The sequence below is a fragment of the Kitasatospora sp. NPDC048662 genome (genome assembly GCF_055587065.1).
Genome location: NZ_JBVJHA010000016.1, coordinates 62,013 through 75,095, shown reverse-complemented (window position 1 = coordinate 75,095; position 13,083 = coordinate 62,013). Strand labels below are relative to the sequence as shown.

Genomic DNA, 13,083 nt, shown 5'->3' with positions numbered 1-13,083 from the left:
CATGACCGCCGCCACCACCAGGCCGGCCGAGACAAGCGAACTCGGCGGCCTGGTGCTTACCCATCTCGAGCGGGCCGGAACCGTCAGCGCCGAGCTGGTCGGGAACGCTGACGGACTGCTCCTCCCGCTCGGTATCCCTGGCGCCCGTTACCACCGAGACCGCCACACCCTGGCGGTCGCCGGGCGACGCTGCCGCTCCGCCACCCGCTCGCTGTCCCAGATCCTGCCGCCGCCGGGCCTGCCGTTCCCCGGCCGGCACCGACTCCAGCAGGCCGCAGCCCGCGGCGAGGACCCGGTGCTCTACGACGCCTGGCGCGACATCCTGCCGCCCCGGCACAAGAGCACCACCGGACGCGGCGCCCTGACCGTGCTGTCGGCCCCAGAGAGGGCCCATGAGTTCTGGTACGCCGATCTGGTCGCCTACCGACACGGCACGCTGCCCGACGGACAGCCGTTCCGGTCCACCGGCCACTACAACACCGCACGGCAGCTGGAAATCTTCCAGACCCTGACCGGCCGTGTGGTGATGCTGATCGCCGACCTGTTCCCGGACGGCACGCCCTACCTGACGACCCAGCAGTGCGGACCGGGAGACATCACCGTGGTCCCGCCGAGGGCCTGGCACGCCACGTACTGCCTCGACGGGCCCGCGGTGGTCTTCAACATCTACACCGACCAGCCCGGCGAGGAATCCGGGCACACCAGCCGCCAGGGCGCGCTGGACCCCGCGCGGAAGTACCACCGCGCGCCCGGCCCCGAGACCACCGTCCACCGCACTGCCGACGGCTTCACCCTCACGAGTGCGCCCGCCCACGGCATTCCGGGACCGGACTTCAACCGCGTCCCGTGGCTCACACACGTCCTCCCGAAGGGATCGGTGCTGGCCGAGCACTACCTCGCCGGGCCCGCGCTCGGGCTGATCGTCGAAGCCGAACAGCACGCCCGCGCCAGCGGCTGGCCGTACGCCTGAGCCACCAGCCACTCGGTTCGCCCACGTCACGCAGCCACCCAACTACCAGCCGTCATGGGGATGTGATGAGCGCACAGCTAGACCTGGCAACCTTCAGCACCCGCTTCACCCAGCACCACGCCGCCGTCCGCCTCACCAGCAGCATCCCGGCCGCCTTCGCCCATGCCGCAGCCACCCTGTACGCCTACGGACGCGACAGCTCACCGACCGCCTCGTGGCGGCTCGGCGTCGGCCTCGGCGGGCCGGAGCCGGGCGACCGGTTCGCGGACGCCGGCGTGGTCGAGATCGGACCACGGCTGCACGCCTTCGCCCACCCGCTCCCGGACGGCGCCGAGTACTGGGTCGAGGACCACAAGGCGCTGATCAGCGTCGATCGGGCCGCCCGCCTGATCACCGCCAGCTTCGGCCACGACAGCGGAGCCGTGTACTTCACGGCCCGGCTCGTCCGGCAGGCCATGACCGCGCAGCTTCTCGCGGACGGCGCCGTGTACGCCCACACAGCCGCCGCCCGCATCAACGGCCAGGGCGTGCTGATCAGCGGCCACCGGCACCGCGGCAAGACGACGACCCTGCTGGCCCTTCTGCGGCGCCTCCCAGGGGACTTCGTGACCAACGACCGTCTCCTGCTCGGCCGGGACGGGAACCGAGTCGCCGGGTGGGCCTGGCCGGCCCACATGCGGGCCGGGATCGGCACGCTGCTGGCCTACCCGGACCTCGCCGACCTGGTTCCCGAACGCCTGCGCATCCTGCCGGGCGAGGAGCTGTGGGGCCTTCGGGAGAAGGTCAGCATCGAGCCCCCGGATTTCCGGCGGCTGATCAGCGGCGGCAATGTGAGCGGCTCCTGCGTGCCCGCGTTGATGATCTGGCCCGACATCCAGGCCGGCCACAGCCGGATCAGCGTCAAACCGGTCCAGGCCGCCGAGGTCCGGGACACTCTGATCCGCACCCGACTGTTCATGACCGACCCGGGCGCGGGGATCAGCTCCCACGTCAACCACTGGCTGCTGCCCACGCCGGGCGCCACCGAATGCCAAGCCGCACTGGAGGGCATCGCCTCCCACCTCGCCGCGTCCGTGCCCTGCTACCGGGTCCGCGCCGGAGTCGACACCGCGGCCCTCGCCGACGCCATCCAGGAGCTGGTCCCCCGATGATCCCGATTCCGGCGCCCACCTACCGTGGTGACCCGGGGGCCGCCGAGCGCGCCGTGCTGGACGCCTGCGTGAGCGCTCCCGCCCCCGGCACCGGCGAACTCCTCGCGACCGCGGTCCGCGCGCCCGAATTCTCCTGGGGACAGCTCCTCGAAGCCGCGATCAGCAACCGGCTATTGTGCCTGCTCGCCGATACCCTCACGCAGCACGGACTCCAGCAGCTCCCACCGGCGCCCATCGGACGGGCCCTGAACAGGTTCCTACGGGCCAACCAGCACACCACCGCGCTCTACCGCCGCGAGGCCCGCAGGATCACCGCGACGGCCGCGGAGCACGCCATCCCCGTCGCGGTGACGAAGGGCCTCGCCGTCGAACAGCCCCTGTACGGCGGCCGCGGTGCCCGGGAGTTCAGCGACCTGGACCTCCTCATCCACCCCGCCCACCTCGGCCACCTCACCGAAGTGCTCGCCACGCTCGGGTACCCGGCCGACGGCACGGACGGCGCCGCGTTGACCGCCCGGCGGCCGACCGGCAACCTCCTCACACCGCACTTCGTCGTGGACATCTCCACCACCTGGCCCGACGGACGCCCGAGACCCAGCGAAGCCCTGACCCGGGCCCGGCCCGAGCCAGGAGGCCTTCCGGTCCTGGCTGGGGAGGACCAGTACCACTACATGGCTGCCCTGATCGCCCGCGGCACGGCCGCCGGACGGCCGGACAAGCCGGTCCTGCACGCCGACCTGCGCAGGTTCCTGGCCCTGCATCCCCACCTTGCGGAGACACCGCCGTGATCATCCAGATGGCCGGGCTGCCCGGCACCGGCAAGAGCACCCTCGCCGCCGCGCTGGCCCGTGCACTCGGCGCGGCCGTCCTGGACAAGGACCGGGTGCGGCACGCCGTGTTCACCACAAAGGTCTCCTACACCCGCGCGCAGGACGACCTGTGCGTGGACATGCTGTTCCAGGCGGCCGCCCACCTCATTGGCGAAGACCCGGACACCACCGTGATCCTCGACGGCCGGACCCTCCTGCGCGCCTACCAGGTACGGCAGGTCACCCGCTTCGCCGCCGAGCACCGCCAGGTGTTGCACATCGTCGAGTGCGTGTGCCCGGACCGGACCGTGCGGACCCGGTTGGCCGCCGACACCGCTCACGTCGCGGCCAACAGAAACTACGCCCTCTATCAGCAGTTGAAGGCGACCGCCGACCCGATCCCGCCGCCCAAGATCGCCCTCGACACCGACACCGACCCATCGAACCTCCTCCAGCAGTGCCTGCGGCAGCTGGCACGCGACCCCCGGCCCCGGCCCGAAGGACAACCAGCACACCATGCCCGATGACGTCACCCGCCTCCTCCCCGTAGCCCAACGGGCTGCGGACATGGCCGCCACCGTCGTCCGCGACCGGACGATCAGCACCGTCACCGCCAAAGGCGACCGCGACCTGCTCACCGACATCGACCTGACCATCGAACGGAACCTGCGGGCCTTCCTCCTCCGAGCGGCACCGGACACCGGCTTCCTCGGCGAGGAGGAGGGCCAGAGCGGCGATGCGGCCAACAGTTGGGTCCTCGACCCGATCGACGGCACCTCCAACTACCTCAACGGCCTGCCGCTGATGGGCATCTCGCTCGCCCTGGTCCGCAACGGCCGGCCGGTCATCGGAATCATTGACCTGCCCGCGCTCGGCCGCCGCTACCTGGCAGCCGACCGACACGGCGCGTTCCGCAACGACCAGAAGATCACCACGCGCACCGGCCGCAAGCTCCACGAGGCCATCGTCGCGATCGGCGACTACCGCTACGGCCCCGGCGCCGAATCTCTCAACGAGACTGCCCTGCGCGTCCACCGGGCCCTGGCCGCCACCGTCCACCGCGTCCGGATGCTCGGCTCCGCGGCCGTAGACCTCGCCTGGGTCGCGGATGGCACCCTCGGGGCCAGCATCACCCTCAGCAACAACGCCTGGGACATGGCGGCCGGGGCCTGTATCGCACGCGAGGCCGGGGCCGCAGTGACCGACCTCGACGGCACACCCCACAGCAGCCGATCCCGGGCCACCATCGTCTGCGCGCCCGACCTCGCCCCGGCGCTGCTCGACCTGTTCCAGCAGGCCGCCAGTACTCCTGCTGCGCAACCGATGCTCGGAGAGGATGCGACATGCTGATCAGCTTCGAAGGGCTTCCCGGCGCGGGCAAGACCACCCAGGCCGGCCTGCTGGCCGACGCCCTGCGCGCCCAGGACATCCCGGTCACTTACCTGCCCGACCTGATGACATTGGCCACCGATCCCCTCGGAGACACGCTCTACAGCCTGTTCTCCTCATCCGGAGATCCGTTCAAGCGCCACAGCTCGGCGATCACCGAAACCTTCCTCGCCGCCGCCATCCGCGCGAACATCGTGGCCACCTTGATCGAACCCGCGCTCGCCGCCGGGCACGTGGTCATCGAGGACCGCGGTATCCACACCATGTACTCCTACAGCCTGGCCTCCACCACCAGCAGACACCGGATGGACCTCGAAGCCGCGACCGCCTGGTCGCGAGCCTGTGGCGCCCTGACCGGCCGGGCAGCGGACCTCGCGATCTGGCTGCGGGTATCCCCCCACATCGCCCACCGGAGGTCGTGCGAGCGCGACGGCACCCCGCTGAACACCGAGCAGCAGATCTTCCTCGGACACGTCGATCACGCGTACGAAAAGCTCCAGGAACGCGACCAGTCCCTGATCGGCATCGACTCGGACGGACGCGACATCGATCAGGTGAACGCCCTGGTGCGACAAGCGGTCTGCCTGCGCCAGGACCGCTCCCGCACCACTGAGCCCGTTCCACGCAGCCTGTTGCAGCTGGCAGATCCGGGCGCCTCCAGACCCTAGGCTGGGCAGTGCCCAACCGCGCCCACCCGTCCCTCACCACGGAGCTTCTTGTGCTGCTGGCCACCGACCACGAGCCCCCAGTCGCGCTGATCACGGGACTCCGGGACGCCCACGCATCCGACACCGCCGAGCGTGAACAGCGCATCACCGAACTCGGGCTGACCGCGATGACGGGCGGCCGTAACAACCACGTCTACCTGTGGGACGGCCCCGACGGCCAGGTCTGCATCAAGATCTACAAGACCGACGAACGACGCCGCGACGAACGGGAATGGCACTCCCTCGAACTTCTCGCCCGCTATGGAACCGTTGGCGTCCCGGCCCCGCTGTGGTGGGACGCCGGACCGGGCGCCCCCGTGATCGGCATGGCCCGCGTGCCCGGGACGCCGATCCCCGATCTTGACCGCCCGGCCACCGCACTGCCAGCACTGGCAGAACTCTGGCGCGAGATCCACGCGGTGCCGCTCACCGGGCCGATCGCCCAGTTCGTCCGGATCGACTCAGGGCCGCACTACGTCGAACGCATCGCCGACATCTGGTCCAAGCAACTCGCGGAACAGGTCGAAGACGACGCGCTGACCCGCGACCTGCGGAAGCTGCTGAACGCGTGGTGGGACGCCGAAGACGGCCGGCACGTCGCCCGAGACGCCCGACCGGTGCTCTCCCGCGGAGACGCCAACCTGCTCAACTGGCTCGCGAATGGGGACCAGATCGGCTGCGTGGACTGGGAATTCACCGGATCGAGTGACACCGACTTCGATGCCGCCGATCTCATCGAGCACATCAGCGCACGCCAGATCGGTGATGCCGACTGGGAACAGACCATCCCGCTGCTCGGCATCTACGACGAACACCGCTTCCGGGCAGCTCAACGCACTTGCGCACTCCGGTGGCTCGCCGTCCTTTGGAAGCAGCGCAACACCCGTGCCGCGGAGTTCGACACTCAACTACAGCGAGTGCGTCTTCTCCTGCGCGGCCGGAACTGAGTGGATGGCGTGGCAGAGGCTCGGGCGGTGTGCGGCCTTAACTGAACGGCATTGCTTCTAAAACCCCACCGCCCCGGGGCCGTTCGGACGCTGTCCGGACGGCCCCGCCGCGTTCCCCACGGAACCGACTCGCCCCGGCGTCCGTCCAACTCCCGACCTGCACATGGGCGTTGAGGGGAAACAGTGATGCGCGGACGAATCGCAGTAACGGTGGTGGCGGCGGCCCTGCTGCTGGGCGGGTGCACGAGCACCCCGGAGGCACCGGACCTGGAGCCCGGGCCGACGCTGATCACGGCCGGACCCGAGGTGCGCCCCGCCACCGGCGACGCCGCCCGGCGGGCCGCCGAGGTGACGGCCGCGTGGCCCGGGTCGGCCGCCCAACAGGCCTGGACGCACGGCTACTACCCCACCGAGGACACCACCCAGTGGATCCCCCAGGGGGCGTTCCACAACAGCGCCGACAAGGAGGCCTACGAGGCCGCCCGGATCGACCTGCGGACCACGCTGCCGGTGAACGTCTCCGGCACCGCCGAGGTGCAGTTCGCGGACGGCTCCCGGATGACCCTCCCGCAGCGCTCCGCGAAGGACACCCTCACCTGGCTGACCAGCCGCAAGGACCCCTGTCTCGGCGGGTGCGGCGACGGCCGGCTGTCCATCACCGCCGTCCAGCCCGGCACCACCACCGTCACCACCAGCCGGGGCCGGGCCACCATCCCCGTCTGGGAGTTCACCATCGCCGGCTACGACCAGCCGTTCCGCTACCCCGCCGTTCTCACCCAGGCCCAGAACCCGCCCACCCCCGGCCCCGGCCCCGCCGCCGGCAGCGGCGGCACCACGCTGGTCTCCGTCTCCCCCGACGGCCTGGTCCTCACCGCCACTGTCCCGCACGGCAGTTGCGACCTCGTCCAGCCCGGCGAGGTCCACGAGACCGACCAGGCCGTCGTCCTGATCGGCCGCACCACCCGACGCCGCCTCCCCGAGGGCACCGCCTGCGCCGCCTGGCTGGGCTTCGCCCCGGTCGAGTTCCGCCTCTCCCACCCCCTCGGCACCCGCGCCGTCCTGGGCCTCGACGACGGACTCCCGCAGTCCCCGCGCGGCAAGCGCTGACCCCTGGGACGAGACGGGCACAGCCCAGTAGCCTGACGGAATGCTGACCACCGAACGCCTCGTGCTGCGCCCGTGGCAACCCGCCGACCGCGACCGCGCCTTCGACCTGTACTCCCAGTGGGAGGTGGCCCGTTGGCTCGGTCGCGAGCCCCGCGCCCTCGCCGAACCGGCCGAGGCGGACGAGGTGATCACCCGCTTCCGCTCCCGCTGTACCCCGGACGGCCGGTACGGCGTGTGGGCGGTCGAAGTCCGCGAGACCGGTGTGATCGCCGGGACGCTGCTGCTGATCCCGATCCCGGACGGCGCCGGCGAGATCGAGATCGGCTGGCACTTCCACCCCGACAGCTGGGGCCACGGCTACGCGACGGAGGCCGCGACCGCGATCCGCGACCGCGCCTTCACCGACGGCCTCACCGAGCTGTACGCCGTCGTCCGCCCGGACAACACCCGCTCCATGGCGGTCTGCCACCGCCTGGGCATGACCCCGCTCGGCCGCACCGACCGCTGGTACGGCACCGAGATGGAGGCGTTCCGCCTCGGCTGAGCAACGCGGACGCGAGCGTTTGGGCGCGAACGCAGGAGGGTGCGAAACCGGGGGCGCGGGGAACTGCGCGACAAGCGCACACCACGTCCGCAAGGTCGCGATCAAGTGCAAGTCATTGCCCACATCGCGATCTTGCGGTCGGATCCTTCCGCTTCGCGCAGTTCCCCGCGCCCCTGGTTGTGCTCTCGCGTTCTCTCAGAAGGGAAAGCGCGACCGCCCGTGCTGGATCGAGATCCACTTGACGGTGGTGAACGCGTCCACGCTGGTCTCGCCGTTGAGTCGGCCCAGGCCGGAGTTCTTCTGGCCGCCGAAGGGCACGATCGGCTCGTCCGCGATGGTCCCGTCGTTGACGTGCATCATGCCGGTGTCGATGCGCTGCGCGAACCGCACGCCGCGCTCGATGTCGGCGGTGTGGACGGCGCCGGAGAGGCCGAAGGGCGTGTCGTTGGCGATCCGGACGGCCTCGTCCTCGTCCTCGAAGGGGATCAGCAGGGCGACCGGGCCGAAGATCTCGCGGTGCAGGATCGGGGCGTCGGCCGGAATGTCGGTGAGGACGGTGGGCTTCACCAGCGTGCCGACGGTCGCACCGTGCAGCAGCGGCCGTGCGCCGGCGGCTATCGCCTGGTCGACCTCGGCGGTGACGGATTCGGCCTGCGCGGAGTTGATCAGCGGCCCGAGCTGAGTGGCGGGGTCGCCGGGGTCGCCGGCCCGCAGCGAGGCGACCTTCGCGGTGAACTTCTCGCTGAACTCGGCGAACAGGCCGCGGTGGACCAGGATCCGGTTGGCGGCCATGCAGATCTGGCCCTGGTGGACGAAGCGGCTGGCGACGGCGGCGTCCACCGCGTAGTCGACGTCGGCGTCGTCGAGCACCACCAGGGCGCTGTTGCCGCCGAGTTCGAGCACGGTCCGCTTCAGGTGGCCGGCGGCGACGGTGGCGACGTGCCGGCCGACGGTGTCGGAGCCGGTGAAGGCGATCACCTTGGGCACGGGGTGTTCGATGAACGCGTCGCCGATCTCGGCGATGTCGGTGAGGACGACGTTGAGCAGGCCGGCGGGCAGCCCGGCCTCCTCGAAGATCTTGGCGATCAGGGTGCCGCCGGCCACCGGCGCGTCCTGGTGCGGCTTGAGGACGACCGCGTTGCCGAGGGCGAGCGCGGGCGCGACGGCCTTCAGCGACAGGAAGACGGGGGCGTTGAAGGGGCTGATCACGCCGACCACGCCGACCGGCAGGCGGTAGAGGCGGTTCTCCTTGCCGGGCACCGGGGAGGGCAGGATCTTGCCCTCGCCGCGCAGTGCCGTCGCCGTCGATTCCCGCAGCATGTCCTTGACCAGCGAGAGTTCGAACGCGGACTTCATCAGGGTGCCGCCGAGTTCGACGGTCATCACCTCGAGGATCTCGGCCTCGCGGGCCTCCACCACCTGCAGTGCCCGTTCGAACACCAGCCGGCGCTCGTAGGGGCTGGTGGCGGCCCAGGCGGGCTGGGCCCGCTCGGCGGCCCGGTAGGCCTGGTCGATCTCCTCGGCGGTGGCCACGGTGAAGGAGGCCAGCTTCTCCCCGCTGAAGGGATCGAGGTCCACGATGTCCCAGGAGCCGGTTCCCGGCCGCCACTGGCCGTCGATGTACTGCTGGGCGAGTTCCGCGATCAAGGACATCTGATCCCTTTCGGCGTTAACGATCACCTACTGACGGATCATCATCTTAATTGCGGGCTAGCTCTCTTGGAGGATCTCCGCCAGAAGCGACCGGGTCTCCTCCTCGGACAGCGCCGCCGCCGACACCCGGTCCAGCGCGGCCGTGTACTCGGCGACCTCGCTCGGCTTGTCCAGGTACAGCGCGGTGGTGAACTGCTCGACGTACACCACGTCCGCCAAGTCCGGCTCCGGGAAGCACAGCACCGTGAACGCCCCACTGTCCGCCGCAAGCGCGCCCATGCCCAGCGGCAGCACCCGCAGGCTGATGGTCTCGCGCAGCGACAGCTCGGCCAGCCGCGCCAGCTGACCGCGCATCACCTCCGGCCCGCCGCACGGCCGCCGCAGCGCCGTCTCGTCGACGATCAGCTCCAGCCGGGCGGTGGTGTCCGGCGCGAGGTAGCGCTCCTGGCGGCGCAGCCGGACGGCCGCCCGCCGGGTGATCTCCTCCTCCGCCACGCCCGGGCTGCCCGCCCGCATCACCGCGTGCACGTACTCGGGGGTCTGCAGCAGCCCGGGCACGAACTGCACCTCGTAGCTGCGCACCAGGTTCGCCGCGTCCTCCAGGTTGAGGTACGTCTGGAACCAGCCGGGGATGACGTCCCCGTAGCCGTGCCACCAGGCCGGGGCGTTGGTCTCGCCGACCAGGCCGAGCAGCGCCGCCCGGGAGTGTTCGTCCTCGACGCCGTACAGCGTCAGCAGGTCCGCCACGTCGCGCTGCTTGAAGCCGACCCGGCCGAGTTCCATCCGGCTGATCTTCGACTCGGAGGCGCGGATCGAGTAGCCCGCGTCCTCCCGGGTCACCCCCCGGGCCTCGCGCAGGCGCCGCAACTGGGCGCCCAACTGGATGCGACGCGCGGTCGCACCGCTGCCCGTCTGCAGGCCCGTCATGCAAACCTCCGCCCCGAACCATCAGTTGGACCCCGTAGGGATGCAGTCTGCCACTGCCCGGCGACACTCCGCGAGGGGCTTCCGGCATTTGGCCGAGCCGTTGCACACTTGTGCTTCGGCCCCGCTCAGGACAGCGCCGGGAGCACCTCCGCAAGATCGGTGCGCGAACTCACCCCGAGCTTCGGATACGCCTTGTACAGATGGTGGCCGACGGTGCGGGCGCTCAGGAAGAGCTGCGCGGCGATGTCCCGGTTGGACAGGCCCTGCGCGGCCAGCCGGACGATCTGCGACTCCTGCGGCGTCAGGCCCGCCACCGCCCTGACCGGGCCGCGCGCGGCGGGCGCGCCGGCGGCGTCCAGCTCCAGCCGGGCCCGTTCCGCCCAGGGCAGCGCGCCCAGGTGACGCAGCGTCTGCTCGGCCGCCCGCAGCGGTACCCGGGCCTCCGCCTTGCGCCGGGCCCGGCGCAGCCACTCGCCGTACAGCAGCTCGGTGCGGGCCTGCTCCCACGGACGCGGCTGCTCGGCGTGCCGGGCCAGCGCCGCCAGGTACAGCTCCTCCGCCAACTCCTCGGGGGCCAGCAGCGCGTGGCAGCGGTGCACCAGCGCCCGGGCCCACGGCAGGCCGCTGCGCCGCGCCCAGTGCTCGAACCGGTCCAGCGGCTCGGCGACCTCCTCCGGCCGGCGCAGCCGCACCGCCGCCTCCACCAGGTCCGGCACCGAACGGACGGCCGACACCTGGAAGTTCTGCCCGCCGCCGGCCAGCGCCGCCAGCTGCGCGAAGGCGTCCTCGGCCCGGCCGGCGCCCAACTCCAGCACCCCGAGCGCCCACTGCGCCCACGGCATCCCGGAGGCGCCGCGGGCCCGCGCCAGCCCGGCGTGCTCCCGGCACGCGGCGTCCTCGCCGCGGGCTGCCGCCAGGTACGCCAGGAAGCCGTGCAACTGCCCGGTCCACAGCGGCTGCCCGCAGTCCTCGGCCAGCCGCAGCGCCTCTGCGGCGTGCTCGTCGGCGGTGCCCGGACGGCCCGTGAACAGCACGGCCTCCGCCAGGAAGAACAGCAGCGTCGGCAGCGTCCCGAACGCGCCGCTCTCCCGGGCCTCCCGGACCAGCCGGCCCGCCAGGTCCAGGGCATCCTCGTCCCGGCCCGGCAGCAGGGCCGCCCCGCACGGCAGCGCCAGGTCCACCGGCGCCACCGCCCCTGCGGCCCGGGCCGCCCGCTCGGTCTCCGCCAGCGTCGGCCCGTCCGGTGCGTCCCCCAGCGCCCCGATCAGGTAGCCCGCCACCGGCACCAGCGGATCGCCCGCCGGCAGGGGGAGCGCGCCGAGCCGGGCCAGCGTCCGGCGCACCACCGCCGCGTCCAGGTACCAGGCCGCGTGCACCGCCTGCACCAGCACCCGGGCCGCCGGGTTCGGCGCGAGCTCCGCCACCAGGCCCGCCGCCTCCACCATCCGCCGGTGCGCGGAGCGGTGCTCGCCCCGCCAGAACTCCGCCACCCCGCGGGCGCACAGCAGGTGCGCCCGGGTCACCGCGTCCAGCCCCGGGGCGTCCGCCGCGGCCGCCAGCGCCTCGGCCCGGCCGACCTCGCCCGCCTCCAGCGCCGCCTCCACCGCCTCCACCGTCAACTCCCGCGCCCGCAGCGGGTCCGGGCTCAGCCGCGCGGCCCGCTCGTACGCCGCCGACGCGCCGGTGTACCCGCCCCGCGACGCCGCGCCGGCCGCCGCCGACGCCAACTCCTCCGCCACCGCCGCGTCCTGGCCGGTCGCGGCCAGCGCCAGGTGCCAGGCCCGCCGCAGCGGCTCCCGCTCCCCGCACGCCCGGGCGAGCGCGGTGTGCGCGGCCAGCCGGTCCACCAGCGGCGCCCGGTCCACCAGCACCGAACGCAGCAGCGGATGCCGGAACACCACCCGGCCCGCCGCCAACTCCACCCGCACCAGGCCCTGTTGCTCGGCCGGTGCGAGATCCGCGACCGCCAGCCCGCACTCCCCGGCGGCCCGCAGCAGCACCTCCAGCGAACCGGTCTCCTCCAGCGCCGCCAGCAGCAGCCACCGCTGCGCGCCACCCGGCAGCCGGCTCACCTGCCCGTGGTACGTCAGCCGCAACCGCCCCGCCGGGGGCAGCACGCCGGCCGCGCCGGCCGCCGCGAGCTCCACCAGCGCCAGCGGGTTGCCCTGAGCCGCCGTCAATACCGGCTCCACATCGACGAGTTCGGGCGCGACGGCGGCCAGCAGCTCGGCGGCGGCCTGCTCGCCGAGCGGCTCCACCCGCAACTCCGGCAGCCCGGGCAGCTCCGGCCCGTCCGTCCGGGTCGCCAGCAGCACCACCACCGCCTCCGCGCCCAGCCGGCGGACCGCCACCTGCAACGCCTCCGCGGACTCCCGGTCCACCCACTGCATGTCGTCCACCAGGCACAGCAGCGGGCCCTGCTCGGCGAGGTCGCCCAGCAGCGTCAGCACCGCCAGCCCGACCAGCAGCCGGTCCCCGGCCGGGCCGTCCGCCAGCCCCAACACCCGTTCGAGCGCCGCCCGTTGAGGCCCCGGCAGGGCGTCCGTGCGGTCCAGCACCGGGGCCAGCAGCTGACTGAGCGCCGCGTACGGCAGCCGGGCCTCCGGCTCCACGCCCGTCGCCCGCAGCACCCGCCCCGGCGCGTCCTCCGCCGCCGCGGCCAGCAGCGCGCTCTTCCCCACCCCCGGCTCACCGCGCAGCACCAGCACCCCGGCCCGGCCCGCACCCGCCTCCGCCAGCAGCCGGCCGACCGCCGCCTGCTCCGTTCCCCGCCCGTACAGCAGCATGCTCAGCACCCTACCTATACGTGACTGATTCCCCTGCGCCGCAAGATCCGTAACTTCTTGTCCCGCAAGGCAGAAACACTCGAAACGGAGCCC

The 13,083-nt window shown here is 72.5% G+C and carries 12 protein-coding genes; 9 read left to right on the top strand and 3 right to left on the bottom strand.

The features are described 5' to 3' along the window. The first annotated feature begins 1 nt into the window (after position 1). The 9 genes from ACZ6R9_RS30410 (at position 2) to ACZ6R9_RS30370 (ending at position 7,624) form a co-directional block, all read left to right on the top strand. The gene (locus ACZ6R9_RS30410) at positions 2 to 970 is read left to right on the top strand and encodes a hypothetical protein (protein WP_465541732.1); all 969 of its coding nucleotides are present in this window, start codon (positions 2 to 4) and stop codon (positions 968 to 970) included. Between the two features lie 65 nt (positions 971 to 1,035). Beyond that, complete coding sequence (locus tag ACZ6R9_RS30405; RefSeq protein WP_465541730.1) at positions 1,036 to 2,121, top strand: hypothetical protein; 1,086 nt, start codon at positions 1,036 to 1,038, stop codon at positions 2,119 to 2,121. Then, positions 2,118 to 2,909, top strand: coding sequence for a nucleotidyltransferase family protein (locus tag ACZ6R9_RS30400; protein ID WP_465541728.1), 792 nt, complete (start codon positions 2,118 to 2,120; stop codon positions 2,907 to 2,909). Before ACZ6R9_RS30405 ends, ACZ6R9_RS30400 begins: the two co-directional genes overlap by 4 nt. Continuing rightward, a complete protein-coding gene (locus tag ACZ6R9_RS30395; RefSeq protein ID WP_465541726.1) occupies positions 2,906 to 3,457 on the top strand; it encodes a P-loop nucleotide/nucleoside kinase family protein in 552 nt (183 codons plus the stop codon). Before ACZ6R9_RS30400 ends, ACZ6R9_RS30395 begins: the two co-directional genes overlap by 4 nt. Then, complete coding sequence (locus tag ACZ6R9_RS30390) at positions 3,447 to 4,280, top strand: inositol monophosphatase family protein (RefSeq protein ID WP_465541724.1); 834 nt, start codon at positions 3,447 to 3,449, stop codon at positions 4,278 to 4,280. Before ACZ6R9_RS30395 ends, ACZ6R9_RS30390 begins: the two co-directional genes overlap by 11 nt. Then, a complete protein-coding gene (locus ACZ6R9_RS30385; protein ID WP_465541722.1) occupies positions 4,274 to 4,987 on the top strand; it encodes a dTMP kinase in 714 nt (237 codons plus the stop codon). Before ACZ6R9_RS30390 ends, ACZ6R9_RS30385 begins: the two co-directional genes overlap by 7 nt. Before the next feature lie 50 nt (positions 4,988 to 5,037). Continuing rightward, the gene (locus tag ACZ6R9_RS30380; protein ID WP_465541720.1) at positions 5,038 to 5,973 is read left to right on the top strand and encodes a phosphotransferase; all 936 of its coding nucleotides are present in this window, start codon (positions 5,038 to 5,040) and stop codon (positions 5,971 to 5,973) included. 186 nt (positions 5,974 to 6,159) lie between these two features. After that, the gene (locus tag ACZ6R9_RS30375) at positions 6,160 to 7,080 is read left to right on the top strand and encodes a hypothetical protein (protein WP_380486547.1); all 921 of its coding nucleotides are present in this window, start codon (positions 6,160 to 6,162) and stop codon (positions 7,078 to 7,080) included. Positions 7,081 to 7,120: 40 nt separating this feature from the next. Then, a complete protein-coding gene (locus ACZ6R9_RS30370) occupies positions 7,121 to 7,624 on the top strand; it encodes a GNAT family N-acetyltransferase (RefSeq protein ID WP_465541718.1) in 504 nt (167 codons plus the stop codon). Between the two features lie 195 nt (positions 7,625 to 7,819). Here the strand turns inward: ACZ6R9_RS30370 and ACZ6R9_RS30365 are convergent, their stop codons facing one another. The 3 genes from ACZ6R9_RS30365 to ACZ6R9_RS30355 all read right to left on the bottom strand — a co-directional run bounded on the left by ACZ6R9_RS30365 (position 7,820) and on the right by ACZ6R9_RS30355 (position 12,990). Continuing rightward, on the bottom strand, positions 7,820 to 9,277 hold the full coding sequence (locus tag ACZ6R9_RS30365) for an aldehyde dehydrogenase family protein (RefSeq protein ID WP_380486542.1): 1,458 nt from the start codon (positions 9,275 to 9,277) through the stop codon (positions 7,820 to 7,822). 57 nt (positions 9,278 to 9,334) lie between these two features. Continuing rightward, entirely contained in the window at positions 9,335 to 10,204 is an 870-nt protein-coding gene (locus tag ACZ6R9_RS30360; RefSeq protein ID WP_380486540.1) for a helix-turn-helix domain-containing protein, read from the bottom strand. Positions 10,205 to 10,329: 125 nt separating this feature from the next. Then, a complete protein-coding gene (locus ACZ6R9_RS30355; RefSeq protein WP_465541715.1) occupies positions 10,330 to 12,990 on the bottom strand; it encodes a helix-turn-helix transcriptional regulator in 2,661 nt (886 codons plus the stop codon). Positions 12,991 to 13,083: the final 93 nt, after the last annotated feature.

Excerpts from the sequence above, each read along its gene's own strand:
- ACZ6R9_RS30410 (WP_465541732.1), top strand. The coding sequence starts at position 2 with ATGACCGCCGCCACCACCAGGCCGGCCGAGACAAGCGAACTCGGCGGC.
- ACZ6R9_RS30405 (WP_465541730.1), top strand. The coding sequence starts at position 1,036 with ATGAGCGCACAGCTAGACCTGGCAACCTTCAGCACCCGCTTCACCCAG.
- ACZ6R9_RS30400 (WP_465541728.1), top strand. The coding sequence starts at position 2,118 with ATGATCCCGATTCCGGCGCCCACCTACCGTGGTGACCCGGGGGCCGCC.
- ACZ6R9_RS30390 (WP_465541724.1), top strand. The coding sequence starts at position 3,447 with ATGCCCGATGACGTCACCCGCCTCCTCCCCGTAGCCCAACGGGCTGCG.
- ACZ6R9_RS30385 (WP_465541722.1), top strand. The coding sequence starts at position 4,274 with ATGCTGATCAGCTTCGAAGGGCTTCCCGGCGCGGGCAAGACCACCCAG.
- ACZ6R9_RS30375 (WP_380486547.1), top strand. The coding sequence starts at position 6,160 with ATGCGCGGACGAATCGCAGTAACGGTGGTGGCGGCGGCCCTGCTGCTG.
- ACZ6R9_RS30370 (WP_465541718.1), top strand. The coding sequence starts at position 7,121 with ATGCTGACCACCGAACGCCTCGTGCTGCGCCCGTGGCAACCCGCCGAC.
- ACZ6R9_RS30365 (WP_380486542.1), bottom strand. The coding sequence starts at position 9,277 with ATGTCCTTGATCGCGGAACTCGCCCAGCAGTACATCGACGGCCAGTGG.
- ACZ6R9_RS30360 (WP_380486540.1), bottom strand. The coding sequence starts at position 10,204 with ATGACGGGCCTGCAGACGGGCAGCGGTGCGACCGCGCGTCGCATCCAG.
- ACZ6R9_RS30355 (WP_465541715.1), bottom strand. The coding sequence starts at position 12,990 with ATGCTGCTGTACGGGCGGGGAACGGAGCAGGCGGCGGTCGGCCGGCTG.